Below are 26771 nucleotides of genomic sequence, written 5' to 3' on the forward strand. Positions count from 1 at the left end.
TGACATCGGGCGAGCCTCGCGTCGGGGAGGCACCGCCGCTTGGTGGGGTTCTGCCAACCGGTTGGGCAGCGCGGGTCAATGGCGGAAGACTGTCCCGGCAAACCCCGGAAAGCGCCTCGGGAATAAGGACGCTGTCTTGCAATAGAAGCGGCACATGGAACGCCTTCCCACGAGGGCGCGCCGCACCAATCAGGCGTCCGGATGTGCGAAAGACACCGGGCGGCTGTTCCGCCCGAACGGGCGCCGTTCAGGCAGCCGACCCTTGCGGTCGGGCGCAGTTCGGCCAATTACACGGGGAAACCACTCAGAACGGGAAGCCTTCCGATGAAACGTCATGTCATTGCCATTGCCGCCGCGCTCGCCGGTCTCTCGGCGACCGCTTCCTTTGCCGCCACCCTCGGCCCGCTGGTCACCGCGACCGAGCTCGACGCCGCGCTGCAGGACGGTGCCGAGGCGCCGGTCGTGCTCGACATCCGCGGCGACGCCTATGCCGACGGCCATATCGACGGCGCCATCGCCGCGCCCTACGGCCTGTTCCGCGGCCCGGCCGACAACCCCGGCCAGACCGTGCCGGTCGACCAGCTCGAAGCCACCTACGAGAAGCTCGGGCTCGAGCCCGACGACGCGGTGGTGATCGTCGCGCAGGGCGCCACCGACACCGAGTTCGGGGCCGCAGCACGGGTCTACTGGACGCTGAAGAGCTCAGGCTTCACCGAGCTGTCGATCCTCAACGGCGGCGCGCAGGCCTGGGTCAACGCCGGCCTGCCGGTCTCGAAGGAAGCGGTCACGCCCGAGCCGACCGAGCTCTCGATCAGCTGGGACAACACCTGGACCGCCGAGACCCCCGAGGTCGCCGACGTCATCGCCGGCAAGCGGCAGGCACTGCTGCTCGACGCCCGCCCCGAAGCCTTCTTCGAGGGCAGCAAGGCGCATGAGGCCGCCGAGAAGCCCGGCACCCTGCCCGGCGCGCAGAACTACCCCTACACCCGCTTCTTCCAGAGCGGCGCCACCGCCATCGGCCAGATCTCGGACGTGCAGGAGCTGAAGGCCTCGCTCGGCGTCAGCGACGGCGAGGAGATCGTGTCGTTCTGCAACACCGGCCACTGGGCCGCGACCAACTGGTTCGCGCTGAACGAGATCGCCGGACTCGGCAACGTCAAGCTCTACCCCGGCTCGATGGTCGAGTACTCGCACACGGACGGCGAGATGGCCAACGCGCCCGGCCTGTTCAAGAACCTGATGAACCAGCTCAAGGGCAGCAACTGATGGCACAGACGGCAACCGAGGGCGCGGTCTCCGCGCCCGCCGGAGCCTGGGGCAAACGCGCCGGCCTTCTGGTCGGCGCGCTTGTGCTCGTGGCCCTCGTGGCGCTTTTCGCGGGGGCGCGCTACGGCTTCCTGCTGCTGATCGGGCTCGGCTTCGGCATCGTGCTCGAGGGCATGCGCTTCGGCTTCGCCGGGCCGTGGCGGGCGATGATCCTGCGTCGCGAGCCCTCGGGCGTGATCGCGCAGCTGCTGTCCATCGCGCTGGTCTCGGCCGTGGCGATCCCGCTGCTGGCCAGCCACCCGGGCGAGCTCGTGGGCGCGCAGGCCCCCGTGGGCTTTGCCATGATCGGCGGGGCCTTCATCTTCGGCGCCTGCATGCAGATCGTGCTGGGCTGCGGCTCGGGCACGCTGGTCAATGCCGGCAGCGGCAACCCGGTGAGCCTGCTCGCCCTGCCCTTCTTTGCGCTCGGCAGCTTTGCCGGGGCGTGGAACCTGATCTGGTGGACCGACCTCGGCTCGCTGCCGATCCTGACGCTGCAGGGCACCTCGGGCCTCGCGGTGACGCTGGTGCTGCTGGCGCTGGCCGCGGGGCTGTTCCTGTGGCGCGCGGCGCCGGGCACGGTGAAGCTGAGCCGCCGACACGCCATCGCGGCGCTCCTGCTGGCGGCACTGGCCATCGGCAACCTCGTGGTCGCGGGCCAGCCCTGGGGCGTGGTCTACGGGCTCGGGCTCTGGGCGGCCAAGGGCTACGCGGCGCTTGGCGGCGACTTCGCGGGCTCGGCGTTCTGGAGCGCCCCGGGCTCGATGGAGCGCGTGCAGGCAAGCCTGCTGACCGACTACACCTCGCTCACCGACATCGGCATCATCGCGGGCGCCTTCGGCGTCGCCGCGTGGCGCCGTGGCGCGCTGTCGGCGGCGCTGCCCGGCTACCCGGCGCGGGCGTGGATCGCCACCGTCGTGGCGGGATTCCTGCTGGGCTACTCGTCGCGGCTGGCCTTCGGCTGCAACGTGGGCGCGTTCTTCTCGGGGATCTCGACCGGCAGCCTGCACGGCTGGGTGTGGTTCGTCGCGGCCTTCGCGGGCGCCTTCCTCGGCATCCGCCTGCGCCCTGTGCTCGGGCTGGAGGCGCGCGCATGACCCGCACCTTCACCGCGTCGCTGGCAATGCTCTTCATCGTGGGGCTGGTGGGCTTCGACCTCGCCACCTCCGAGCTCAACCCCTACCAGGCGCCCGCCGCCTTTGCGCTGGGATCCGGGACCGCGGCCTCCGGCGGGTTCTGCGGCGCGCTGCCGAACTGACCGCCCCTCCTTGAAACGTCGAAGGCCCCGCGCGATCTGCGCGGGGCCTTTTTGTCGGCCGGGCAAGCGCGCGGGATCAGACCGCGCCGTCGCTCGCCAGCACGTTGTTGGAATAGGCGTGGTTGCCGGTGACATCCGCGCCGAACCAAGCGGGCGGCTCAAAGGCCGCGGCCTCGGCCTCGGAGGCGAATTCCACCTCAACGAGCCGCAGGTCGCGGTCCTCGAAGAGGTCGAGCTCGTAGACATGGCCGTTCTCGAGCCGTCCGGTCCAACGCACCTTCTCGATGCGGCGGTCGCCGGTCGAGGGCCACATCGCGTCGAAGGCCTCGGCCGGGGTCTCGGGCTCGTGCTCGCTGCGGACCAGCCCGCCCTGCCCCTTCACCGTGAGGAAGAACTTCTCGCCCTTCTGGCGCAGCCGCACCTGCACGGAGTCGCTGGGCACGGTGACATAGCCCTGACGGATCTTTCTGGCCTCGGCCTCGCCGAGATCGGGGAGCGATGCCACGAGGAACTTGCGTTCGATTTCCTGCGCCATGGTCAGAGCCTCTTCTGCACGGTCTGGCAGAGCGCGTCATAGGCCTTGGCCGCGGCGCCGCTGCGGGCGAAGGTCGCCACCGGCGCGCGGTGCACACCCATCTTCTCGACCTCGGTGCTGAACGGGATCGCCACGTCGAGCAGGCGCTTGGGATAGGCCTTGCGCATCCCCTCCATGGTCTCGGCGTGCAGTTTCTTGGTGCCCTGCACCATCGAGAAGAAGCCCATGATCTTCTTCTGCGGCAGGTCCTGCTCGGCGAAGAACTCGAGCAGCTGCTCGAAGGTCCGCTCGGAGAGCGTCGTCGGGATCACCGGCACGAGGATCGCGTCGGCGCTGCGGAAGATGTTCTCGGACAGGGTCGAGATGTTCGGCGGGCAGTCCAGCAGCACCACGTCATAATCGCTGTCGACGCTCTTCAGCGCCTTCTTCAGCCGCGAGCGCGAGTTCTTCATGCGCGACAGGAACACGTCGAAATCGCGGAAGGTCATGTTGGCGGGCAGGATGTCGAGATTGTCGAAGTCGCTGCCCCGGATCGCGCTGGTGAACCGCTTCACGTCGGTGAAGAACCGGTCGTCGGTCAGCTTCTTCGACGGTTTCACCCGGAAATAGAACCCCGACGCCCCCTGCGGATCGAGATCGCAGAGCAGGACACGCTGCCCCGCCTTCGCCAGCCCGTAGGCCACGTTTACCGAGCTCGCGGTCTTACCCACGCCACCCTTGTTCGAGTAGCAGGCGATGATCTTCATGTCGCGGCTCCTTCCGGCTTAAAGAGCGAGCGGAACTGCGCCCGGGTCTCGGGCGCGTCGAATGCGGCGAAGGAGTCGGTCACGCGGGCCCGTTCCTCGACCTGCCCCTGATGTAGCACGGTCACCAGCGCGCCAAGGCTCGTGGCGATTTCGACCGCATCCGACTTCGACCCGGCGGTCAGGCCCTCGGACATGTCCTGCAGCGCCGCCTGCTGCACCGAGTAGTCGTTGAAGGCGCCAAGGTTGTCCTGCAGCCGCTTCAGCGACTTGATCAGCGCCCGCACCTCTTCGTCGCCGAACAGCGGGGCGAAGAATTCCATCAGGTAGCGCAGCTTCTTGCAGTGGATGCGCAGCTCGTGCACGTCCTCGTCGGGCGTGTGCTCTCCGATGCTGCGGGCGATGGCGCAGACCTTCTTGTAGCGCTTCCAGATCAGCATCTTGGCGTAGTCGAGCGCGTGGCGGTCGGCCTCGGGCCCCTTGCCGAGCCGCTTGGGCCGGTCGAACAGCTTCTCGAGCTTCGCCATCTCCTTGGCATAGCCCTTGCCGCCGAGATAGGCCGCGAGCTCGGCCTGTGCCTCGCCCCGGTTTCCGGCGAAGGTGGCGAAGAGCTTCTCGAGGCCACCGCGGAACTTGGCGGGCACCAGCGCGATGTAGCGGTCGCGCTCGAGCATATAGACGTCGAGATCGCGCAGCGCCCCGGTGCGCGCCATGATGGCGCCGAAGCGGGCCTTGAGATCGGCGGTCTGCTTCTCGTCGTAGACGCCCTTGAAGAGCGAGATCACCGAGCGCACGCGGCGCAGGGCGACGCGGTACTCGTGCAGGAACTCGCTGTCGAGATCGGCGATCACGCCGGCCTCGTTGCGGCGGGCCAGCGCGATCTGGGCCCCGATGATGTCGTTGGCGGCCCTGAAGGCGCGCTCGTCGGGGGTCATCGTGACCCGCAGTTTGCCGGTCATCGTGGGGTCTTCGCCGCGCAGCACGGCGCAGGCCTCGGCCGCGTTGGTGACGGACCCGCCGCGGGCGCCCGCGAGCGCCGAGGCGAATTGCTTGAACGACTTGTCATAGCCACGCAGCGCCCGCAGGTCGAACATGGTGACGGTGCCGTCCGCGGTCGAGAGCACCCAGGCATCGCCGCGCAGGTGGGTCTTCTCGTAGTCGTCGAGCACCCGCACCGGCGCATGGGACAGCGCGCCCTCGGCCACGGTCATCAGGGTGCGCAGGGGCGACACCACGCCGGCCAGCGCCTCGGTCACCGGGCCCGCGGGCATGCGTTCGACGAAATCCGGCTCGGCCGGGTCCTGCGTCAGGATCCCGCCCTCTCCGAGCAGCATCAGCGCGTCGCCGGTGGCGACCAGCAACCGGCCCTTGGCCGCGATCTGGGCGTCGAACGTGTCGATCAGGCGGATCTCGGTCGCGGCGGTCGCCTCTTCCGTGGCCACGGAGAGCCCGCCAAGGTCGAGCCCGGCGAGGTCGGTCCGAAGGTCTCCGGCCCGAAACAGGGCTAAAGTCGCGGTCGCGGTCATGTCCGGTCTCCGAAGCTGGGTCGCAAGGTCTTTCTGAGCCTCCCTGGCAAGGTCCGTGCCCGATCGGGCGGTCTCTGTCGGTGAAGAGCCGTTCTTCCCTGAAATCATTACAGACCTCAAGATCGCAATTCGACCGAAAGCGCACCCTGACGTGTTGACGCGGGCCCGCTGCCCGCCTTCTGAGGCCACGACCAGCGCCAGAGCCCAGCTGTCTTGCAACCCGCAACCAGACTGCCCACCACAGCGAAGAACGTGGACAGAACGGCGCCGACGAGATACCCTTTAGGTAGATTCATCCCAGTTCGTTTCCGCCATTATGTGAGAGACGGAACGACCTCGAATAGGTTCAAGCACTTTTCAGGCCCGGGAGGGACGACCCATGACGTACGAGGTTCCCAGCATCAGTTTCAGGACGGCAACCCGCGGCGCGGCAGCCTGCGGGCTCGCGCTTTTCGCCACTACCGGCGCGGCGCTGGCGGCGGAGGGCGGCATCGGCTTCTACCTGCTCGGCTCCAAGGGCCCCTACGCCGGGGTTCTGGTGCCGCCGGGCACCTACATCAACAACGACCTCTACTTCTACACGGGCAACGCCTCGGCCAGCGAGTCGCTGTCGCTGGGCGGCGAGATCACCGCAGATGTCGACGCCATCGCCCGGCTCGACGTGTTGACAGGCATATGGGTGCTGCCCAACGAGGTGCTGGGCGGCAACCTCGCCTTCACCCTGTCGCTGCCCTTCGGCTATCAGGACGTCAAGGGGAAGGCGGCGGTCACGGGCACCGCGCTCGAGGCCTCGGTCAACGACGACGTCTTCACCATGGGGGACCCGGTCCTCGGGGCGACGCTGGGCTGGCACAGCGGCAACCTGCACTGGACCACCGGCGCGCTCGTCAACGTACCCATCGGCGACTACCACGAGGGCGATCTCGCCAATATCTCGTTCAACCGCTGGGGCCTCGACCTCACCGGCGCGCTGACATGGTTCGACCCGGCCACCGGCTGGGAGGTCTCGGGCGCCGCGGGCTTCACCTTCAACGGCGAGAACCCCGAGACCGACTACCGCACCGGCACCGAGTTCCACTTCGAGACGGCGGTCACCAAGACCTTCCCCTCGTCCTTCTCGGCGGGGCTCGTCGGCTACTATTACGAGCAGATCAGCGAGGACAGCGGATCGGGCGCCACGCTCGGCGACTTCAAGGGCCGGGTGAGCGCGCTGGGGGCGACCTTCGGCTACAATTTCCAGATGGGCAACACGCCCGTGTCGATGCGGCTCAGGGTGCTGCAGGAGTTCGAGGCGCGCAACCGGCTCGAGGGCACGGCGGCCTTCCTCACCCTGAGCTTCCCGCTCGGCGGCTAACGGCAAGGTTGCATCTGACCCAGCGTCAGATCTTGCCCGCTGACGGGCAGCGTCACCATATCGGACCCGGGCCAGAGAAGAAGATGGAGAGAAACGATGCGGACCAAGACGGTATGGCGCGGCGGCCTTGCGCTGATCGGCGTGTGTTGTGCCCTGGCCGGAGGAACCGCCGTGGCTGAGCCGGCCGAGCTTCCGGTGATCGTGCGGCTGGCAGATGGCGCCACCCTGCCCCCCGACGCCACGCTCGAGGTCTCGCTGCTGGACGTGTCGCGCGCCGACGCGCCGTCGGTGACGATCTCCGAGCGCGACTACAAGATCTCCGAACTGCCGGTCGAGATCCGCCTGCCCTACGAGAGCGACAAGATCGACGAGCGCATGAGCTACATCGTCTCGGGCAAGGTCGCCGTGGGCGACACGGTGCTGCTGCGCACCACCACCGCCTATTCCGCCCTCACCCGCGAGGCGCCCGAGCGGCCCGAGATCGAGCTCGAGCAGGTCGCGACGCTGGCCGCCACGCCGCGCATCAGCGGCGTCGAATGGGCGGCATTCGAGATCGGCGGACGGATGCTGGTGGCCGAGGATCCGCCCACCATCGCCTTCCTCGACGACGGCAGTTTCTCGATGTACGGCGGCTGCAACACCTTCCGCGGCAAGGCCGAGATGGGCAACGGCACGCTTCGCATCAGGGAGCCCTTCGCCGGGACCAAGCGGCTCTGCCCCGAGCCGCGCATGGAGCTGGAGAAGACCATGGTGGACGCGCTCAACGCGACCCGCGGCTACGTCCGCGTCGACAACCGCCTGAGCCTGACCAACGAGGCCGGCGTCACCACGCTGCGCCTGACCGAACGGCCCGAGTAACGCCTTGCGACACAGACCCGGGGCCCGTCAGGGGCCCGCGGTCCAGTGCGCCTCGGGGTGGGCCTCGCAATAGGCGCCGAGCCGCGACAGCGCCACGCTGTAGTCCTCGCCGCTCGCCGCCGCGTATCCCTTAACATAGGCGAAGACGAAGAGCATGCTCACGACGTCGCCGTCGGGCATGTCCGAGGCCACCGAGGGATCGACCCGGAAGAGCTCGCGCACATCGCCGCAGGTGGCCTCGTCGAAGAGCCATGTCTCCGAGGCGCTTACCACCTCGAGCGTGGCCGGATCGGCCATGACGAAGGCGGGGGCGAAGGCCGGCAGAACCAGCGCGAACAGCAACGCAACAGGAGCTTTCATAGGTCTTGTGACCTCTTGGGGGGCGCGGCGGGACGCCTTGCCCGGTGTCGTTGTGCCGGGGGCGACGGTGTTGCCGCCGCCGCCCGCCCGGCCAGTCGATTGCGCCCGGTCTCAGGCGTGCAGGCCCCGCTCTTCCGGCGGCAGCTTGCGGGCGGCAAGGGCGAAGGCCACCATGGTCACGCCGCTCGAGATCAGCTCGATGGCGAGCAGCGCGCCCAGCAGCACCGCGCTCGACTGCAGGAAGTTGCCGAAGACCATGACCCCCAGCACCACCGACAGCACCCCCGACAGCAGCGCCACCCAGAAGTAGCCGCTGCCGCGTGCGCCAAAGGCCATGACGATCTTCAGCACGCCGTTCACCACGAACATGATCGCCACCATCATGGTCAGCGTGATGATCCCGACCAGCGGATTCCCAAGCAGCGTCACGCCAAGCCAGACGTAGGCGATGCCCAGCAGCACGCCGAGGATCTTCGAGCCCCAGCCATCGGCGCGCAGGGCGGCAACGAGCTGCCCGATGCCGCCGAAGACGAAGCACCATCCGGCGATCTGCTCGGCCGCGACGCTGGCGGCGAAAGGGTTCATCAGGGCGAAGATGCCGCCGAGGATCAGCACGATCCCCACGATCAGCCAGAGCAACCAGTTGTTCATTGTCTCATCCTCCAGACGTGTTGCGCCGCCCCCGAACCGGAGGCCGCGCGCGAAAACGGATTGACGGAAATCTCAGGACGGCCGGACAAAGGCATGGCCTCCGGGACTTGGGGATTCCCGGGGCGGAAAAGCGACTCCCGCAAGCCTCGGTCACGAAAGCCAGACACGGCATAACCCTCTCCCAAGCAACGGTTTCATAAAACAATCGGCCGCAAGCAATATATTGGTAACCCGAAAAATGCGGTCCGAGAACAGGCAATGTTCCGGTCTCCGTACATAAAGTCCCCTTGGAATTGCGGCCCACAATACGGGCCGCGCAGCCCCGCTCTCCGCGCCTCGTGACGCAGCTCCCGCGGCCGCCGCTGCGCTTCGGTCGCCGTTGACCGCGGGCGCGGGCGTCTCTAGCCTGAACTGCAGGGGAGAGTTTCGGGGGGAACATGCGGTTTCTAAGGTTCGTCGTCGCGCTCGCGCTGGTGGTCGTCATCGTGGGGATCGCGGTCTTTACCATGCGCGTGCTGTACCCGCTGCCCGAGCTGGAAGGCCGCAGCGAAAGTACCCACCTGCAGCCCTCGGCCGAGACGCCGCTGGGCAAGGCCCTGCTGCCTGCGACCGAGGCCCACCCCGGCCAGAGCGGCATCTGGCCGCTCGCCGACGGGCGCGAAGCCTTTGCCGCACGCATCCTGCTCGCCCGCCGCGCCCAGCAGAGCATCGACGTCCAGTACTACATCTGGCAGACCGACACGACCGGGTGGATCCTGCTCGATGAATTGAGACAGGCCGCCGAGCGCGGCGTGCGGGTGCGGATGCTGCTCGACGACAACGGCATTCCCGGGCTCGACGCCGAGCTCGCGGCACTGAACGCGCTGCCCGATGTCGAGATCAGGATCTTCAACCCGTTCACCCTGCGCAGCCCCAAGATTCTGTCCTACGCCTTCGACTTCCCGCGACTGAATCACCGGATGCACAACAAGTCGATGACCGTGGACGGCGCCGCAACCGTGGTCGGCGGGCGCAACATCGGCGACATCTACTTCGATTACGGCAACGGCGTGCATTACTTCGACGCCGACGTGCTGGCGGTCGGTCCCATCGCGGCCGAGGTCGAGGGGGCCTTCGACGAATACTGGTCGAGCGGCTCGTCCTACCCGGCCGAGACCATCCTGCCCGACGCCCCCGACGGGATGGAAAGCCTTCTGGCCCACGCGCAGCAGGCCCGCGAGACCGCCGTCGGCTCGGATTACGCGCAGGCCGTGGCCGACACGCAGCTGGTGCAGCGGCTCGAGGCCGGGACGCTCGAATTCGAGTGGGGCGAGGTCTCGCTGTTCTACGACGATCCTGCCAAGGGTCTGGGCGAGGCCGAGGCCGACGCGCTGCTGATCAGCCACATCCTCGAGATCGCGCAGCCCACGAAGAGCTTCGACCTCGTCAGCGCCTATTTCATTCCCGGCGACGCCGGAACCGAGATCCTCAACGGCTTTGTCGAGAGCGGCGTGAAGACGCGGGTGCTCACCAACGCGCTGGCCGCCACCGACGTGCCGCCGGTACACAGCGCCTACATGCGCTATCGCGGCGATCTGGTGGATGGCGGCGTCGATGTGCTTGAGCTGCGTCCGCAGGCGGACCGGGTCAAGGAGCGCGATCTCTCGAGCATGATCGTGGGCTCCGCCTCGAGCCTGCACGCCAAGACCTTTACCATCGACGGCGAGCGGATCTTCGTGGGCTCGTTCAACTTCGATCCGCGCTCGGCGCAGCTGAACACCGAGATGGGGCTGCTGATCCCGAGCGCCGCCATGGCGCAGGCGCTTGGCCAGGTGCTCGACGATCCCCGGCAGTTCTACGTCATCGAGCGCGATCAGGACGGCGAGCTGGTCTGGATCGAGACCGCCGAGGACGGCACCGTGACCACGCTCCACGACGAGCCCGAGACCGGCGCGTTCAAGCGGGGACTGGTGCGGTTCATGAGCTGGCTGCCGATCGAGTGGCTGCTCTGAGGTCTGCCGCCCGGCCTCATTGCGGCGCCGGGGGCTCGAGCCCGAGCAGCCCGGTCAGCGCCACTGCCACGCTGCGGCCAAGGTTGCCGAAGGCGGCTTCCACCCCGTCCGAGATCGCCGGGTAGAGATCGGCCTCGATGCGCTTCAGGGTCTCGTTGAGCTCGCCGATGCATTGCTCGGCGCGGGCGACCTGTGCCTCGAGCTCGGTGCAGATGTGCAGGTCCGGCCTCCCGCCCTCGCGCAGCTCGGCGATGTTGGCGCGGGTCTCGGCGATCTGCACGGTCAGCGCGCGGATCTCGGAGCGTACCGGAAGGATGGTCTCGGTGATCCCGGCGAGGTCGTCGGTGATGTGCTCGACCTTGGACAGCGCGCTCCACCCCAGCCAGAGGCAGAGCGCCAGCAGGATCAGCGTCGCGTTGAGAAGCGCCAGCACGAGGTTCCAGAGCGTCCGCCCGAGGCTTCGGCGTTCCATCGGTCCCGCTCCCCGCGCCGCGCCGTCAGGCCTTCTTCTTGTCCTTGGCGTTTTCGGCGAGTTGCTTGAAGACGTAGATCGGGATCAGGATGGTGGCGATGAGGCTGCCCAGCCAGACCAGCAGGGTCGCGCCGAGCCAGTTGGCCACGCCACCGATCGACATGCCCGGCAGCAGCAGGTCGGTGATCAGAAGCCCGATGGAGACCGTCACCAGCGCCACGCCGCCCATCAGCTGCGGCAGATGCTTGAGCGAGATCTTGGTGATCAGCGGGCCGAGCACGGCCTGGATGACCGAGAAGGCAACGACCACGACGACAAAGGACAGCGCGTCGATCTGGAAGCCTTGCAGCAGCAGGACGGCCAGCAGAAGACCCACGGCGTTGGCGATCAGGTAGGCGGCGGCGGAAAGGGCTAGGCGGACCAAAATCAGTGCCTCCGAAATGTCCCGGGACCCACCGGGTCAGACAATGACCGAGGCCCGGGAAATGACAATCTCAAGTTGAAGTCTGCCAGCGGAATTCGACAGGTCAAGGACATTCGTGCCAAGGCGGGAGACGCTTCCCCGACAGGTGTACCAGGCTTTGTCCGGGGGTTGTCACGACTCCTGCTGCGGCTCTAAGGTCGCCCTGAGGGTGTATGCGCCACCCCGCGCGCGCCCGGGACATGCGATACCGGCGACCATTCCCGGGGCCGGCCCACACTGCCCCGCCACCAGCCGCAGCCAGGACAGGAATCGACGACGTGCGCAGATCCACCCGAAGCAGACCGCAAAGCGTCTGGCGCTTCCTGGCCGTGGTCTTCGCCACGGCGCTGCTCGCGACGCAGGCCCCCGCGCAGGAGGACGGCTATGTCGGCTCCGACACCTGCGCCGGCTGCCACACCGACGCGGCCGAGGCCTGGGAAGGCTCACACCACGCGCTGGCCTGGACGGAGGCCACGCCCGAGAACATCCTCGCGGATTTCGACGGCACCGAGTTCGCGCTCGGGAACATGCGCGTACGCTTCCGCATCGGCGAGGACGGCACCCGCTTCGCCTCGGTGACCGAGCGTGGCGGCGTCACCACCGAGTACCCGGTGCAGGCCGTCGTCGGCGTCGCGCCGCTGCAGCAGTATCTCTTCGAGACGGAATCAGGCCGCCTGCAAAGCTTCGACGTGGTCTGGGACACCGAGAAGGGCGACTGGTTCCACCTCTACCCCGGCACCAATCCGCCCCCCGAGGACGCCTTCCACTGGTCCGGTCCCTACAAGACCTGGAACGCCCGTTGCGCCACCTGCCACGCCACCGGCTTTGAGGCCAACTACGACATGGCGACACGCGGCTATGCATCGGAACAGGTCGAGATCGGCGTCGGCTGCGAGGCCTGCCACGGCCCGGGTGCGCGCCATGCCGAGTGGGCGGAGCAATGGCAGACCACGCAGGCAGCGCCGCCCGAGAACCACGGCTTCCCACGCGACCTGTCGGACCCTGCGGCGTTCCTCGACACCTGCGGCGGCTGCCATTCGCGGCGCGAGGCCTATTTCGACGGCACCCCGCCGGCGGGGACGTCCTATCACGACGCCTACAACCTCTCGCTGTTGCGCCCCGGGCTTTACTGGCCGGACGGGCAGATCCGCGACGAGGTGTACGTGCTGGGCTCGTTCCTGCAGTCCAAGATGCAGGACAGGGGCGTCACGTGCAACAATTGCCACGATCCCCACAGCGCCGAGCTGATCGCCGAGGGCAACGCGGTCTGCACCACCTGCCACAGCGCCGCCGGCAACCCGGACTTCCCGAGCCTGCCTCTCGAGGTCTTCGACAGCCCCGAGCACCATCACCACCCCGAGGGCAGCACCGGCGCGCAGTGCAAGTCCTGCCACATGCCCGAGCAAGTCTACATGGGCAACGACTGGCGCGCCGACCACTCCTTCCGCATTCCGCGTCCGGACCTGAGCGCCGAGACCGGAGCGCCCGACGCCTGCACCTCGTGCCACACCGAGCGCAAGCCGGACTGGGCGGCCTCCGAGATCGCGAGCTGGTTCCCCGACAGCTCCCATCGCGGGCCGCATTACGGACAGGTGCTGGCGCGCGCGGTCAACAGCCCGGAGCCGGTCACCGACGATCTGGCGGCGCTGGCGACGGAAGAGGCGCAGCCCGGCATCGTGCGCGCCACCGCGATCTGGCTGATGGCGCAGGAAGGTACGGCGCTCGACGCGGCAACGCTGGAGCGGCTGCTGGCCGATCCCGACCCGCTGGTACGGGCCTCGGCGCTCGACGCCGGGCGCAGTGCCGAGCAGCCCGAGATCCTGCTGCTGATCGCGGGCATGCTCGATGATTCCTCGCGCACAGTGCGCATCGCCGCCGCCAAGGCCATGCTCGGCGCGCCCATTGCGCATCTTCCGGGGGCAATGTCGGTGCGGCTGCAGCAGGCGCAGGGAGAGTGGCAGGCGGCTCTGTCCTCGCGGCTCGACTTCCCCGAGACCCACCTGCAGCTCGGGGGCATGGCGCTCAGCACCCGGCGTTTCCCCGCCGCGGCGCAGGCCTTTGCCGAAGTCACCCGGCTTGATCCGCAGCACGTGGACGCCTGGGTGATGCGGGCGCGGCTGGCGGCGGCGCTCGAGGACGTGGACGCGGTGCGCGAGATCCTCGAGGCGGCGATCGCCGCCAACCCCGAGGCCCCGGCGCTGCAGGGGATGATGTCGCAGATCGACGCCCAGTCGCCCTGATGCGCCGATCAGCCGATCAGCCGCTCAGACGGGCGGCCCGGGTCGGCCCCGGCCTCCGAGTTAGCGCCGGCGTCAGGCTCAGCCCTGACGGCGCGACGACAGCCAGCGCACCCAGTCGCTCTCGCTGCCGGCGAAGGCGTTGAGATCCACCGTCCCGCGCACCCCCGGCACCAACCCGGTGCCGCTGTACTGCCAGAAGCTCCAGCGTTCGTTGGGGTAGCGGTCCTGCGGATGGGCGGTGACCGAGCGCAGCCAGAACTCCTGCCCGCGCAGCTGGCCGAGGTCGTTGCGCGCGTAGAAATCCGGCGTCGTGTAGATCAGCGGCGCGGTGCCGTAGTGGCGCTGCACGATCCGGGTGAATTCCTCGATGCTCGCGCGCACCGAGGCCGGGTCAGGCCGCAGCTTGCAGGTGGGCGAGAGGTGGTTCCACTCCATGTCGAGGATCGGCGGCAGGTCGCCCCGCACCCGCGGCACGTTGGCGATGAACCACTCGGCCTGCTCGCGCGCCGTCCTGCAGAAATAGTAGAAATGGTAGGCGCCCACCGGCACCCCTGCCCCGCGCGCCGCGGCGGCATTCTCCCTGAACGCAGGATCCAGAAGGTCGCCGCCCTCGGTCGCCTTGAGCCAGGCGAAGCGGATGCCGGCCTTGCGGGCGGAGAACCAGTTGATCTGCCCCTGATAGCGCGCGGCGTCGAGCCCGTGCACCGGGTAGTTCGCGGGCGAGATCCGGCCCCACGCGTGCGGGTCGGTGTCGCCGAAGCGGTTGGGAATGCCCTCGGCGCGGTTCTCGCGAGTGTAGAGCTCGGAGGCGCCGGAGACCTGCGCCGAGGCGCCCGTGGTCCTGACCTGGGGGCTGCTGCCGCCGCACGCCGCGAGCAATGTCATGGCGATCGTGAGGCCGAGAGCCGTGGCTCGTGCCCGGCCCGGTCGAGTTGTCTTTCGCATCCTGCCTGTCCCTGCTGCCTGTTCCGGTTTCTTGCCTGGCAACAAGGATAGCGCGAAAACCTGTATCACGCATCAACTGCGTCGCCGGGCAGGATCACAATTCCCGCCCGACCGCTGTAACGCTCAGCGCTGCGCGGTTTCCCAGTTCGGGTGGATCCACGGCGCATCGTTGCGCGGCGGCAGCGGGGCGCGGCCGAGGATGTGGTCGGCGGCCTTCTCGCCGGTCATGATCGACGGCGCATTCAGGTTGCCGTTGGTGATGCGCGGGAAGATCGAGCTGTCCGCCAGCCGCAGCCCCTCGACGCCGATGACCCGGGTCTCGGGATCGACCACCGCCGTGGGATCGTCGGCGCGACCCATGCGGGCGGTGCCGCAAGGGTGGTAGGCGCTTTCCACGTGCTGGCGGATGAAATCGTCGAGCTCGTCGTCGCTCTGGACGTCGGCACCCGGCTGGATCTCGTGCTTGTAGTAGGGCTTGAAGGCGTCCTGCTCGAAGATCTCGCGGGTGAGCCGGATGCACTTGCGGAAGTCCGCCCAGTCCTTTTCGTGGCTCATGTAGTTGAAAAGGATGCGCGGCGCCTCGTGCGGATCCGAGGACCGCAGCGTGACCTCGCCCCGCGACGGGCTTCGCATCGGGCCGACATGGGCCTGGAAGCCATGGCCCTCGGCCGCGACCTGGCCGTCGTAGCGCACGGCGATGGGCAGGAAGTGGTACTGGATGTCGGGATAATCCACGCCCGTGTCGGAACGGATGAAGCCCGCGCTCTCGAACTGGTTCGAGGCACCGGGCCCGGTGCGGGTGAAGAGCCAGCGCGCCCCGACATAGGCCTTGCCGAGCAGGCTCCAGTACTTGAAAAGGCTCACCGGCTGGCTCGCTGCCGCCTGGATGTAGAGCTCGAGATGGTCCTGCAGGTTCTGACCGACGCCGGGACGGTCGGCCACCACCTCGATGCCGTGCTCGGCGAGATGCGCCGCCGGACCGATCCCCGAGAGCATCAGCAGCTTCGGCGAGTTGATCGACGAGGCGGCGAGGATGACCTCGGCCTCGGCCCGGATCACCTCGATCTTGCCGCCGCGCTCGACCTCGACGCCGACGGCGCGGCCGTCCTCGATCACCACGCGGCGGGCGAAGGCGCGGACCAGATCGCAGTTCTCCATCTTCAGAGCCGGGCGCAGGTAGGCCTTGGCAGCCGAGAAGCGCTCACCCTTCCAGACGGTCATGTCGTAGGGGCCGAAACCTTCCTGCTGGTGGCCGTTGTAGTCGGGCGTGACGGGATAGCCCGCCTGCTGCCCGGCCTCGACGAAGGCCTGCGTCAGCGGGTTGTCGCGCCGCCCGCGGCTCACCCGCAGCGGGCCGTCGGTGCCGCGCCAACGCGCATCGCCGCCATGGCCGCCGTCGCTCCAGTTTTCCTGCCGCTGGTAGTAGGGCAGCACGTCGGCATATCCCCAGCCATCGGCGCCCTGATCGCGCCAGTGGTCGAAGTCGCGGGCGTGGCCGCGCACGTAAATCATGCCGTTGATCGAGGACGAGCCGCCGATGACCTTGCCGCGCGGCGTCGCCAGCCGGCGCCCGCCGAGATGGGGCTCGGGCTCGGACTGGAAACCCCAGTCGTAGCGCGACATGTTCATCGGGTAGCTGAGCGCTCCCGGCATCTGGATCAGCGGCCCCACATCGGTGCCGCCGTGCTCGATCACCAGCACCCGCCGACCAGCCTCGGCGAGCCGGTAGGCCATGGCGCAGCCGGCGCTCCCGGCCCCGACGATGACGTATTCGGCCTGCATCAGAAAGGAGCCTCCACATCGCCCATGCGGACATAGACGGATTTCATCTGGCTCCAGTGCTCGATCGCGGCCTTGGAGTTCTCGCGGCCCACGCCGGACATTTTCACGCCCCCGAACGGCGCCTCGACCGGCGCGTCGTTGTAGGAGTTGATGAAGCAGCTGCCCGCCCGAAGCTGGCCGATCACCCGGTGACCGCGGGCGAGATCGCGGGTGAAGACCCCGGCGGCGAGCCCGTACTCGGTGGCATTGGCGCGTGCGATGGCCTCTTCCTCGGTGTCGAAGTCGAGCACGCTCATCACCGGGCCGAAGATCTCTTCGCGGGCGATGGTCATGTCGTCGGTGACGTCGGCAAAGACCGTGGGCTCGAGGTACCAGCCGTCGCGGTCAATGCGATTGCCGCCGGTCACCAGACGTGCGCCCTCGGCGACGCCCTTCTCGATGAAGCCCTGCACGATGGTCATCTGGCGTTCCGACACCATCGGGCCGAAGCTCGTGGCCTCGTCCAGCGGATCGCCGATCACCGCGCTCTTCAGGCGTTCGGTCAGGCGGGCGAGGAAGGCCTCCTTGATACCCTTCTGCACGAAGACCCGGGTGCCGTTCGAACAGACCTGCCCCGACGAATAGAAGTTGCCGAGGATGGCGCCGCCCACGGCGTTGTCGATGTCGGCGTCGTCGAAGACCAGCATGGGAGATTTACCGCCCAGCTCCATGGTCACGTGCTTCATGCCCTCGGCGGCGGCGGCGTAGACACGGCGGCCGGTCGGCACCGAGCCGGTGAGCGAGACCTTGGCCACGCGCGGGTCGGTGACCAGCGCGCTGCCGACCTCGCCCATCCCCTGCACCACGTTGAAGAGCCCCGCAGGGGCGCCGGCCTCGGTCAGGATCTCGGCGACCTTGAGGGCACACAGCGGCGTCGCCTCGGAGGGCTTGAACACCATGGCGTTGCCGCAGGCCAGCGCGGGCGCGGCCTTCCAGCAGGCAATCTGGGTGGGGTAGTTCCACGCGCCGATACCGACGCAGACGCCCAGCGGCTCGCGGATGGTGTAGACCCAGTCCTCGCCCAGCGGGATGTGCTCGCCGGTGAGGCTTGCAGCAAGACCGCCGAAATACTCCAGCGCATCGGCGGCCGAGCTCGCGTCGGCCACCAGCGTCTCCTGCAGCGGCTTGCCGGTGTCGTATGTCTCGAGCACCGAGAGGTCGTGGTTGCGCTCGCGCATGATCTGCGCGGCGCGGGTCAGCACTCGCCCCCGCTCGCGAGGGGAGAGCTTCGCCCACTCGGCCTGCGCCTTCTCCGCCGCGACCAGCGCCTGTTCGACGATGGCGGGTGTGGCGGCGTGGAGCGTCGCGATCCGTTCGCCGGTGGCGGAGAAGATCACCGGGATCTCGGCGCCTGCGGTATCCTCGACATAGGCGCCGTTGACGTAGTGGCTGCCGTCGGGCTGGAGTTCATAGGGCATCGGTCATCCTCTGTCGAAAGGTCATTCGCCGCGCGGGTAGCGGGCGTTTTCCTCGACCACGTTCAGGTCCATGTGGTTGCGCATGAAGCGGTCGCTGGCCTTCTGCAGCGGCTGGTAGTCCCAAGGGTAGTAGGCGCCGTTGCGCAGGCTTTCATAGACGACCCAGCGCTTCGCCTGGCTCTTGCGGACCTCGGCGTCGAAGCGGTCGAGATCCCAGCGCTCGTCGGCCATGGCGCGGAACCGCGCCAGCGTCTCGGCATGGGTCGGATCGGCGGCGAGGTTGGTCAGTTCGTGCGGGTCGGCGGCAAGGTCGAAGAGCTGCTCGGGGTCGAGCGTGCAGCGGGTGTATTTCCAGTCGCCCTCGCGCAGCGCGACCAGCGGCGCATAGGAGGCCTCGGCGGCGTATTCGATCGCGACCGGCCCGCGCCCCTCGCCCCTGGCGACCGGCACGAGCGTCTCGCCCGCGGTCCACGGCATCACCTCGTCCATGCTGACGCCGGCGAGATCGCAGAGCGTCGGGCAGACGTCGATGTTGCTCACCGGCGTCTCGACCAGTCCCGACGCGACCCCGGGGGCGGCCATCATCATCGGCACGCGCGAGGAGCCCTCGAAGAAGTTCATCTTGAACCACAAGCCGCGCTCGCCGAGCATGTCGCCGTGATCCGAGACGAAGAGGATCGCGGTGTTCTCGGCCTGGCGGGTACCCTCGAGCGCCTCGAGGATCTCGCCGATCTTGTCGTCGAGATACGAGATGTTGGCGAAGTAGGCCCGGCGCGAGCGGCGGATGTCCTCTTCGGTGATGTCGAAGCTGCGCCAGTCGTTGGCGTCGAAGATGCGCTGCGAATGCGGATCCTGGTTGTCGTAGCCGAGATCGCCAACCTCGGGCAGCAGGTGCTCGCAATCCTCGTAGAGATCCCAGTACTTGCGCCGCGCCACGTAGGGGTCGTGCGGGTGGGTGAAGCTGACCGTGAGGCACCACGGCCGGGCGTCCTTGCGCCGCCCGAGGTCATAGACCTTGCGGGTGGCGTGGTAGGCGACCTCGTCGTCGTATTCCATCTGGTTGGTGATCTCGGCCACCCCTGCCCCGGTCACCGAGCCCATGTTGTGATACCACCAGTCGATGCGCTCGCCCGGCCTGCGGTAGTCCGGCGTCCAGCCGAAATCGGCCGGGTAGATGTCGGTGGTCAGGCGCTCCTCGAAGCCGTGCATCTGGTCGGGACCGACGAAGTGCATCTTGCCCGAGAGACAGGTGTGGTAACCTGCGCGGCGCAGATGGTGGGCGTAGGTCGGCAGGTCCGAGGGGAACTCGGCGGCGTTGTCGTAGACCCCGGTGACCGACGGAAGCTCGCCCGACATGAAGCTGGCGCGGCCCGGCGCGCAGAGCGGCGAGGCGGTGTAACAGTTGCGGAACCGCACCGACCGCTTCGCCAGCGCCTTGAGGTTGGGCGCGTGCAGCCAGTCGGCCGGACCGTCGGGGAACAGGGTACCGTTGAGCTGGTCCACCATCAGGATCAGGAGGTTCGGTCGTGTCATGCGAGGGCCCTCAGTTCGTTTTCGAGCGCGGCCAGGACATGGGCCGAGGCGTTCTGCTCGGGCTCGTCCGACGGGAAATGCGCGAAGCGCAGGTAGATCCCGTCGATGAGCGCGGCGATGCGCCGGGCGATGCCCGGGGCGGCGTCGCCGGCCAGTTGTTTCAGGTCGCGGGTCAGGTTGGAGTGCAGGCGGCGGTGATAGACCACCAGAAGGCGCTGCGCCTCGGTGGAGCGATGCGCCAGCACATAGAAGTTCAGCCAGGAGGCGATCACGTTGTGGCTGAAGTTGGTTTCGCTGAAACTGGCACGAATTACGCCCTCGAGCCGGGCACGGGGCGATTCGGCCTCTCTCAGGGCGGCGCGCACCTCCTGCCCGTAGGCGCTCAGGATGTGCCGCATCGAGGCCAGGAACAGCCGGTCCTTGTCCCCGAAATAGTGGAAGGCAAGGGCCGGCGAGACCCCTGCACGCCTGGCGATTTGCCCTACCGTGACGGTCAGCGCACCGGTGGCGCCGATCTCCTGGATCGTCGCCTCAATAAGCTGCGTTCTGCGCTGTGCCTGAGCCGACATCGCGGGCCCTTCCAACAAAAATGGTTGCAATACTCAGGTAATCAGGCACTGTTTGACTGGTCAATCAATAAAACGCAGCCAACGAACAGGGGAAGCAACATGAAGCTCCGCACAGCAATTTCGGCCATCGCACTCACTGCCGCGGGCGCGGGCGCGGCCTTCGCAGACTGCGACGCAGTCTCGATGTCCGACGTGGGCTGGACCGACATCACCACCACCACCGCCACCGCCAAGCACGTGCTCGAAGGGCTCGGCTACGACGTCGACGTGAAGGTGCTTTCGGTTCCGGTGACCTTCGCCTCGCTCGAGAGCGACGACGTGGACGTGTTCCTCGGCAACTGGATGCCCGCACAGAACGGCGCCATCAAACCCTATCTCGACAGCGGCGAGATCGAGTCGATCAACACCAACCTCGAAGGCACCAAGTACACGCTGGCCGTCCCCGCCTATGCCTATGAGGCCGGCCTGCAGAGCTACGCCGACATCGCCAAGTTCGAGGACGAGCTCGACGGCAAGATCTACGGCATCGAGCCCGGCAACGAGGGCAACGCCTATCTCGTGAGCCTGACCGAAGAGAACAAATTCGGCCTCGGCAACTTCGATGTCGTGGAAAGCTCGGAACAGGGCATGCTCGCGCAGGTCGCGCGCTTCTACAAGAAAGAAGAGCCCGTGGTCTTCCTCGGCTGGGAACCCCACCCGATGAACGCCACCTTCGACCTCAAGTACCTGCCCGGCGGCGAAGACTTCTTCGGCGGCGAGGGTGTGGTCCACACCGTGACCCGCAAGGGCTTCTCGGAAGAGTGCCCGAACCTCGGCAAGCTCTTTGCCAACATGGATTTCACGCTCGAGATGGAAAACAAGATCATGGGCGAGATCCTCGATGACGGTGCCGACCCGGCCGAGGCCACCGAGGCCTGGCTGAAGGAGAACCCCGACGTTCTCGACAGCTGGCTCGACGGGGTGACCACCGTCGACGGCGGCGACGCGGTCGCGGCGGTCAAGTCCAGCCTGGGAATGTGATCCCGCGACATCGCCCGCGGACCCGCTCCGCGGGCGGTTCTCTTTCCGGCCCACGGCGGGTACGGAGCGCAGAAATCCGAACATAAAAAGGCAAGAACCGAGGGAGTTCCTACGCAGTGGAGTGGCTGACCGAATACAAGATACCCGTGGGGGACGCGGCAAGCGCAGTCTTCGAATGGATCAGGGACAACGGCGAGTTCGTTCTCGATGCCATGTCCACGTTCATGGAAGGGATGATCGACGGGATCCTCTGGATCCTGCAGGAGCCTCCAGAGCTCATCGTGATCCTCGCCTTCGTGGCCATCACCTACGCGCTCCAGCGGAACTGGAAGACGGCCCTGTTCGTGTTCGCGGGCTTCCTGTTCATCCTCAACCAGGACTACTGGGAAGAGACCACCGAGAGCCTGACGCTGGTGCTGTCCTCCTGCCTCGTCTGCATGGCGATCGGCGTTCCCATCGGGATCTACGCGGCGCACAGGCCCAAGCTCTACACGTACCTGCGGCCGATCCTCGACCTGATGCAGACGCTGCCGACCTTCGTCTACCTGATCCCGGCCATCGTCTTCTTCGGCATCGGCATGGTCCCCGGCCTCATCGCCACGGTGATCTTCGTGCTGCCCGCGCCGATCCGCCTGACCTATCTCGGCGTCTCCTCGACCCCGAAACCGCTGCTCGAGGCCGCCACCGCCTTCGGCGCCACCTCGAGCCAGACGCTGTTCAAGGTCGAGCTGCCCTACGCGGTGCCGCAGATCATGGCAGGGCTCAACCAGACCATCATGCTGTCGCTCTCCATGGTCGTCGTTGCCGCCCTCGTGGGCGCGGACGGGCTCGGGGTGCCGGTGGTGCGCGCGCTCAACCAGGTGAACACCGGCCTCGGCTTCGAGTCGGGCTTCGTCATCGTCGTGGTCGCCATCATGCTCGACCGCATCCTCAACGTCGGAGGGCGCAAATGACCGCGGCCGTCAACATCGACAACGTTTCCATCGTCTTCGGAGACCACCCGAAACGCGCCCTGCCCCTGATGGACGCGGGCCAGCAACGGGCCGAGATCCAGACCGAGACCGGGCAGGTCCTGGGCGTGCACAACTGCGACATCACCGTGAAGCAGGGCGAGATCCACGTGCTCATGGGGCTCTCGGGCTCGGGCAAGTCGACGCTGCTGCGTGCCGTCAACGGGCTCAACCCCGTGGTGCGCGGCAAGGTCGAGGTCAACGACGGCGACAAGATGGTCGACGTCACCCACGCCGACCCGGCGACGCTGCGGCGCATCCGCATGCGCCAGGTCGCGATGGTGTTCCAGCAGTTCGGGCTCCTGCCCTGGCGCACGGTGCGCGAGAACGTCGGCCTCGGCCTCGAGCTTGCTGGCATCAAGGCCCGCGAGGCCAACGAGCGCATCGACGAGCAGCTGTCGCTGGTGGGTCTCTCGGACTGGGCCGACAGCAAGGTGAGCGCGCTCTCGGGCGGCATGCAGCAGCGCGTGGGCCTCGCCCGGGCCTTCGCCACCCGGGCCCCGATCCTGCTCATGGACGAGCCCTTCTCGGCCCTCGACCCGCTGATCCGCACCAAGCTTCAGGACGAGCTTCTCGAGCTGCAGGAGCGGCTGAAGCGCACCATCCTGTTCGTGAGCCACGATCTCGACGAGGCCTTCAAGCTGGGCGACCACATCTCGATCATGGAGGGCGGCCGGATCGTCCAGAGCGGTGCGCCGCAGGACATCTTTACCGACCCCCGGAACGACTATGTGGCCGAGTTCGTGCAGCACATGAACCCACTGGGCGTGCTGCGCGCCCGCGATCTGATGCAGCCGCTGGCAGGACAACCCACCGCCACCATCGAGGCCGACTGCCTCGTGCGCGACGGCTTCGACACGCTGCTCGCGGCGAACGTCCCGCTGGGCGTGGTCGAGAACGGCCAGCTCGTGGGCCAGCTCGGCAAGGACGACGTCCTCCGCGGCCTCCGCGCCTCGCACTGAGCGACGGCACAAGCAAAGCGACCGCCGGCCCCCGCCCGGCGGTCGCCGCATATTCTTGGGTGTTTGATCCCACGGTTTGATGATGTGATCCGGCATTTGTGCACAAATTCTGTGGGGGATTCATTTTGTGAATCCAGAGAGGTAGCTGGGATGCATGAGCAAACCCACACCCCCAACCTACAGGACCAGGAACTCGCCGGCCTGCAATGAAGCGCTCGAGCGCCGGGGCTCGCTGACGATCCGTTGACCGTCAGTGCATTGCGCAGCAATGTCACGAGAGGTTGGTTCGATCCCACCATGACCTGGGATGCCGCACCGACAGGCAGGCGTGGCCGCCAGCGGACCTGCAGCGACGCCGCCATTCAGTCGTGCCTGACGATGAAGGTGCTGTTCGGCATGGCCCTGAGAAAGACGACAGGGTTTGTCGACAGCCTGTTGCGACTGGTGGGCCTCGACTGGTCGGTGCCCGATTTCAGCACTCTGTCCCGCCGCCAGCAGACCCTTACCGTGAACATCCCCTATCGCGGCTCCAAGGGGCCGCTGCACCTGTTGATCCCTCTCGGGACATTGCTGCGCAATGCCCTTCCGGGCCGCGGACAGCACTGGGATCAAGGTCGAGGGCGAAGGTGAGTGGCACGCCCGCAAGCATGGGGGCCCAAAAAGGCGGGTCTGGCGCAAGATCCACCTTGGGCTCGACGAGGAAACGCTGAAAATCCGGGCTGTCGAGTCACCGGAAGCCACATTGGCGATGCACCGGTCTTGCCCGACCTTCTCAGCCAGATATCGGAGGGCCAGGAGATCGGCAGCGTCACGGCAGACGGCGCCTGCGATACCCGCAAATGCCACGATGCCATCGCTGACCGCGGTGCGCATGCCGTCATCCCCCCGGGGCTCCGCCCGTTCAGGGCTGAATTGATCCACCGGATCAATTCCAGGCCGCCCTCCCCCTCCGCAGGAACGCCAGGCCCTGGAAACCCACGACAGCAGGCGCAATCGCGCGCAACGAGGCGCTTCGCGCGTCGAAATACCTCGGTCGCGCCATCTGGCGACCCCTCTCGGCAGCATCCTGCGGTTGCGCCTGCCGGGCAGTGGATGGACCGGATACCACCGCCGCAGCCGTGTCGGGACGAAACCTACCGGGATCATGCTGCGCATGACCCTGCCGGTCAGTGGATGCATTGCGTGAAACTGATGGGCGAGCGGCTCATGGCACGCAACTTTGACAGTCAGGTCGCCGACCTCCAGGTCCGCATCGCCGTCCTGAACGGCGACACCGCGCCCGGCATCCCGATCACGGAGGCTGCGGGATAAGTCTGTCCGGGGAAGGGGTTACCCCGCCCATCACCCGATCTGTGCGACAGAGCCAGGCGAAATGCGCGTGCAAATAAGTCGTCTGGCAAGGACAATTGCAGAGCTTTATCAGCTTGTTTTGGTAGAGGGCGGCGGTGGGCATTGGGGCCGACGGCCACATAGGGATCGTAGCAGCCTTGCGGCAACGCGGCGGCGGCGCCCCGGAGCCAATCTTCTTCACCGGTCATTCGCGACGTCGCTTGGCATCGCAGGGTCATGCGATGTCGACGCCTGGGCCGGGAGGGACGGATGGAGAAAGTCTCATGTCCAAAATCCAGCTCCCCGCCATCAAACCGAAGCGACGCCCCTGGAACCGTGGCAGGCTCGTTGGCCAGAAACGGCCTCTGCTGCCGAAACAGGTCTGGGCGATCCGTGCACGCCTCGAACTCGCGGGCAACCTTTGCGATCTCGCTCTGTTCAATCTCGCCATCGACAGCAAGTTGCGGGGCTGCGACCTCGTCGGTCCGAGGGTCGCCGAGATCGTTGTCGGCGATCGTGTCCGCGAACGCGTATCGGTCATCCAGAGCAAGACCCGCCGCCCTGTTCAGTTCGAAGTCACGGAAAACACCTGAGCTTCGATCTCGGCTTGGGTGAATCGGCCAGCGACGACCGGCTGCGCCTTCCTGTTCCCGAGCCGGTTTCATGCCAGACCGCACATTTCGACGCGACAATACGCGCGCCTCGTCCGAGAGTGGGTGACGGCGATCGGTCTCGAGCCGAGCGACTACGGCACGCACTCGTTGAGGCGCACCAAGGCTGCGCAGATCTACCGCAAGACAGGCAATCTTCGCGCGGTCCAACTCCTGCTCGGTCACACCAAGGTGGACAGTACGGTCCGGTACCTGGGCGTTGAACTTGAGGATGCTCTGAGCATCGCGGAGTCGGTCGACATTTGATACCTTCGGCGGACGGCGCACGCCGTTCGCCAGCCGAGACCGGACGTGCGAGGAGATACGTGCCGACCTGGGCTTCGAGCCCACAGCTGTCGCTCTTGTCGGGCGCAGCGAAAGGCGAAGGCGGGTCCGACGGCGGAGTGTCTCCGGGCCCGAAGTGTGAGGGCCTTCATGCGCCTTTAGCTGTCCGTGGAGTAGGTGACGGCCTCCCAGTCATCGATTTCCTGGAGCATCGCATGAAGCCGCTTGCGCACAAGGCCGAGCGCGTCGCTGCCGAGCAGAAGCTGCGGCGGGGGAGTGTCCGACATCACGAGGCCGAGGACGGCCTCAGCGAGCTTGGCGGGGGCGCCGAGCTGGGCGCCGTGCTTTTCCTGCCGCGCTTGGCGGATCGGGTCGAAGAAACTGTCGTAATCGCTGATAGAGCGTACGCTCCGAACCATGGATCGACCTGCCCAGTCGGTGCGGAAGGAGCCGGGGCAAAGTGCCGTTACATGCGCCCCGAACGGCGCCATCTCGCTGCGCAAGACCTCGGAGATGCCCTGCAGTGCGAACTACCGCGGCGGCGCGGGTCCGCTGAACCCTGTCTGCGCCGATGTACTAACCCGCCAGCCGACGATCTTGCGCGCATAGGCGTCGATGACGAAAGCGACATAGACGAAGCCTTTCCAGGTGGCGACGTAGGTGAAGTCGCTGACCCAGAGCATGTTAGGCGCCGGGACGCGGAACTCGCGGTTCACCTTGTCCAGCGGACATGGCGCTTTCTTGTCGGGGATCGTCGTTCTGTGCGGCTTGCCACGGATGATGCCTTGGATGTCCATGTCCTTCATCAGCCTTGCCACCGTGCAGCGCGCGACAGCGAAGCCTTCCCGAACGAGCTGTCGCCAGACCTTGCGGACACCGTAGACGCGCCAGTTCTCTTCGAACACACGGCGTATCTCGGGCCGCAGGGCGGCATCGCGAAGGGCACGGTCCGACAATCGCGCTGTATCCACCCGCTTCGCCAGGTGATCGTAGTAGGTGGAAGGGGCGATCGGCAGCACCGCGCAGATCGGCTCGACCCCATGCGCATCCCTGTGCGCCTCGATAAAATCCACCATCACTTCGACCGGCGGTCGAGCATCTCAGGCAGCGCTCGAAGCGATGCCGCTGCTGCCTTCGATCATCGCAAAATATGCGCTCGCCTTACGCAGGATCTCGTTCGCCTGCCGGAGCTCCCGGTTCTCACGCTCAAGGGCCTTCATCTTCTCAGCCATGTCGCTCGGGATACCGGCACGCATCCCGCTGTCGACTTCGGCCTTCTTTACCCAATCGTTCAGCGTGTTCGCCGAACATCCGATCTTCGCTGAGATCGACGTGATCGCCTGCCAGCGAGAGCCATGCTGACCCTCGTTATCGAGAACCATCCGCACGGCGCGCTCGCGGACTTCCGGCGAAAACTTGTTCGTAGTCTTGCTCATAGTGCTCCACCTTACTCAGGAGTTGGAGCCTCCGGCA

23 protein-coding genes, 3 pseudogenes and 1 other annotated feature are annotated in these 26771 nt (G+C 67.2%); of the genes and pseudogenes, 12 read left to right on the forward strand and 14 right to left on the reverse strand.

Annotated elements, in window-relative coordinates; all coding sequences use genetic code 11:
• The first annotated feature begins 324 nt into the window (after nt 1–324).
• From HC022_RS01055 to HC022_RS01065, 3 genes are read left to right on the forward strand one after another with little or no spacing between them, the layout of a single operon-like run.
• Nucleotides 325–1266, forward strand: coding sequence for a sulfurtransferase (locus HC022_RS01055; protein WP_008884114.1), 942 nt, complete (start codon nt 325–327; stop codon nt 1264–1266).
• Nucleotides 1266–2402 (forward strand): YeeE/YedE thiosulfate transporter family protein, encoded by a 1137-nt coding sequence (locus HC022_RS01060; RefSeq protein WP_167451013.1) that lies wholly within the window; start codon nt 1266–1268, stop codon nt 2400–2402. Before HC022_RS01055 ends, HC022_RS01060 begins: the two co-directional genes overlap by 1 nt.
• The gene (locus HC022_RS01065) at nt 2399–2563 is read left to right on the forward strand and encodes a hypothetical protein (RefSeq protein WP_165616991.1); all 165 of its coding nucleotides are present in this window, start codon (nt 2399–2401) and stop codon (nt 2561–2563) included. Before HC022_RS01060 ends, HC022_RS01065 begins: the two co-directional genes overlap by 4 nt.
• A gap of 76 nt (nt 2564–2639) precedes the next feature.
• Here HC022_RS01065 and HC022_RS01070 read toward each other — a convergent pair whose 3' ends face one another.
• Genes HC022_RS01070 through HC022_RS01080 form a run of 3 tightly spaced genes read right to left on the reverse strand, consistent with a single transcriptional unit; the run spans nt 2640 to nt 5367 of the window.
• Nucleotides 2640–3098 carry a CYTH domain-containing protein gene (locus tag HC022_RS01070; protein WP_167451014.1) on the reverse strand — a complete coding sequence of 153 codons (459 nt, stop codon included), beginning with the start codon at nt 3096–3098 and terminating at the stop codon, nt 2640–2642.
• A 2-nt stretch (nt 3099–3100) separates the two neighbouring features.
• The gene (locus HC022_RS01075; protein ID WP_008883628.1) at nt 3101–3844 is read right to left on the reverse strand and encodes a ParA family protein; all 744 of its coding nucleotides are present in this window, start codon (nt 3842–3844) and stop codon (nt 3101–3103) included.
• On the reverse strand, nt 3841–5367 hold the full coding sequence (locus HC022_RS01080) for a CHAD domain-containing protein (RefSeq protein WP_254884854.1): 1527 nt from the start codon (nt 5365–5367) through the stop codon (nt 3841–3843). The genes HC022_RS01075 and HC022_RS01080 overlap by 4 nt, the downstream gene beginning before the upstream one ends.
• A 379-nt stretch (nt 5368–5746) precedes the next feature.
• Between HC022_RS01080 and HC022_RS01085 the strand changes: the two genes are divergently transcribed.
• Nucleotides 5747–6721: a transporter gene (locus HC022_RS01085; RefSeq protein WP_167451016.1), complete on the forward strand. Its 975-nt coding sequence runs from the start codon at nt 5747–5749 to the stop codon at nt 6719–6721.
• A gap of 171 nt (nt 6722–6892) precedes the next feature.
• On the forward strand, nt 6893–7579 hold the full coding sequence (locus HC022_RS01090; protein ID WP_368484591.1) for a YbaY family lipoprotein: 687 nt from the start codon (nt 6893–6895) through the stop codon (nt 7577–7579).
• A 27-nt stretch (nt 7580–7606) separates the two neighbouring features.
• Here the strand turns inward: HC022_RS01090 and HC022_RS01095 are convergent, their stop codons facing one another.
• Both HC022_RS01095 and HC022_RS01100 read right to left on the reverse strand, forming a co-directional pair.
• The gene (locus tag HC022_RS01095; protein ID WP_152335377.1) at nt 7607–7939 is read right to left on the reverse strand and encodes a hypothetical protein; all 333 of its coding nucleotides are present in this window, start codon (nt 7937–7939) and stop codon (nt 7607–7609) included.
• A 111-nt stretch (nt 7940–8050) separates the two neighbouring features.
• A complete protein-coding gene (locus tag HC022_RS01100) occupies nt 8051–8590 on the reverse strand; it encodes an HdeD family acid-resistance protein (protein WP_167451018.1) in 540 nt (179 codons plus the stop codon).
• 437 nt (nt 8591–9027) lie between these two features.
• Between HC022_RS01100 and HC022_RS01105 the strand changes: the two genes are divergently transcribed.
• A complete protein-coding gene (locus HC022_RS01105) occupies nt 9028–10581 on the forward strand; it encodes a phospholipase D family protein (protein ID WP_167451019.1) in 1554 nt (517 codons plus the stop codon).
• Nucleotides 10582–10597: 16 nt separating this feature from the next.
• Here HC022_RS01105 and HC022_RS01110 read toward each other — a convergent pair whose 3' ends face one another.
• Both HC022_RS01110 and HC022_RS01115 read right to left on the reverse strand, forming a co-directional pair.
• Complete coding sequence (locus tag HC022_RS01110; RefSeq protein ID WP_167451020.1) at nt 10598–11053, reverse strand: hypothetical protein; 456 nt, start codon at nt 11051–11053, stop codon at nt 10598–10600.
• A gap of 25 nt (nt 11054–11078) precedes the next feature.
• Nucleotides 11079–11477: a phage holin family protein gene (locus HC022_RS01115; RefSeq protein WP_008885814.1), complete on the reverse strand. Its 399-nt coding sequence runs from the start codon at nt 11475–11477 to the stop codon at nt 11079–11081.
• 317 nt (nt 11478–11794) lie between these two features.
• Between HC022_RS01115 and HC022_RS01120 the strand changes: the two genes are divergently transcribed.
• Nucleotides 11795–13756, forward strand: a complete 1962-nt coding sequence (locus HC022_RS01120; protein ID WP_368484592.1) for a cytochrome c3 family protein — start codon at nt 11795–11797, stop codon at nt 13754–13756.
• A gap of 78 nt (nt 13757–13834) precedes the next feature.
• Here HC022_RS01120 and HC022_RS01125 read toward each other — a convergent pair whose 3' ends face one another.
• The 5 genes from HC022_RS01125 to betI all read right to left on the reverse strand — a co-directional run bounded on the left by HC022_RS01125 (nt 13835) and on the right by betI (nt 20042).
• Complete coding sequence (locus tag HC022_RS01125) at nt 13835–14641, reverse strand: glycoside hydrolase family 25 protein (protein ID WP_254884856.1); 807 nt, start codon at nt 14639–14641, stop codon at nt 13835–13837.
• A 183-nt stretch (nt 14642–14824) separates the two neighbouring features.
• Nucleotides 14825–16483, reverse strand: coding sequence for a choline dehydrogenase (gene betA, locus HC022_RS01130; RefSeq protein WP_167451022.1), 1659 nt, complete (start codon nt 16481–16483; stop codon nt 14825–14827).
• A complete protein-coding gene (gene betB / locus HC022_RS01135) occupies nt 16483–17940 on the reverse strand; it encodes a betaine-aldehyde dehydrogenase (RefSeq protein ID WP_167451023.1) in 1458 nt (485 codons plus the stop codon). Before betB ends, betA begins: the two co-directional genes overlap by 1 nt.
• A 21-nt stretch (nt 17941–17961) precedes the next feature.
• Nucleotides 17962–19473, reverse strand: a complete 1512-nt coding sequence (gene betC, locus HC022_RS01140; protein WP_167451024.1) for a choline-sulfatase — start codon at nt 19471–19473, stop codon at nt 17962–17964.
• Nucleotides 19470–20042, reverse strand: coding sequence for a transcriptional regulator BetI (gene betI, locus HC022_RS01145; RefSeq protein WP_089954168.1), 573 nt, complete (start codon nt 20040–20042; stop codon nt 19470–19472). The genes betC and betI overlap by 4 nt, the downstream gene beginning before the upstream one ends.
• 99 nt (nt 20043–20141) lie before the next feature.
• Here betI and choX point away from each other — a divergent pair, with 99 nt between their 5' ends.
• The 5 genes and pseudogenes from choX to HC022_RS01170 all read left to right on the forward strand — a co-directional run bounded on the left by choX (nt 20142) and on the right by HC022_RS01170 (nt 25280).
• Nucleotides 20142–21062, forward strand: a complete 921-nt coding sequence (gene choX, locus HC022_RS01150) for a choline ABC transporter substrate-binding protein (protein ID WP_167451025.1) — start codon at nt 20142–20144, stop codon at nt 21060–21062.
• A 116-nt stretch (nt 21063–21178) separates the two neighbouring features.
• Nucleotides 21179–22015: a choline ABC transporter permease subunit gene (choW, locus tag HC022_RS01155; protein WP_008883970.1), complete on the forward strand. Its 837-nt coding sequence runs from the start codon at nt 21179–21181 to the stop codon at nt 22013–22015.
• Nucleotides 22012–23034, forward strand: a complete 1023-nt coding sequence (gene choV / locus HC022_RS01160; protein ID WP_167451026.1) for a choline ABC transporter ATP-binding protein — start codon at nt 22012–22014, stop codon at nt 23032–23034. Before choW ends, choV begins: the two co-directional genes overlap by 4 nt.
• Nucleotides 23035–23188: 154 nt before the next feature.
• Nucleotides 23189–24345 (forward strand): annotated as a pseudogene (locus HC022_RS01165) (IS5 family transposase).
• Nucleotides 24346–24647: 302 nt separating this feature from the next.
• A pseudogene (locus tag HC022_RS01170) lies at nt 24648–25280 on the forward strand (tyrosine-type recombinase/integrase).
• Between the two features lie 176 nt (nt 25281–25456).
• Here the strand turns inward: HC022_RS01170 and HC022_RS01175 are convergent.
• Both HC022_RS01175 and HC022_RS01180 read right to left on the reverse strand, forming a co-directional pair.
• Nucleotides 25457–25717, reverse strand: coding sequence for a hypothetical protein (locus tag HC022_RS01175; RefSeq protein ID WP_217703850.1), 261 nt, complete (start codon nt 25715–25717; stop codon nt 25457–25459).
• Between the two features lie 144 nt (nt 25718–25861).
• A pseudogene (locus tag HC022_RS01180) lies at nt 25862–26734 on the reverse strand (IS3 family transposase); the annotation flags it as partial.
• Nucleotides 26300–26453 (reverse strand) — a sequence feature (AL1L pseudoknot). Its footprint overlaps the pseudogene before it by 154 nt.
• Nucleotides 26735–26771: the final 37 nt, after the last annotated feature.

The sequence above is a fragment of the Salipiger sp. HF18 genome, assembly GCF_011806505.1.
GTDB lineage: Bacteria > Pseudomonadota > Alphaproteobacteria > Rhodobacterales > Rhodobacteraceae > Salipiger > Salipiger thiooxidans.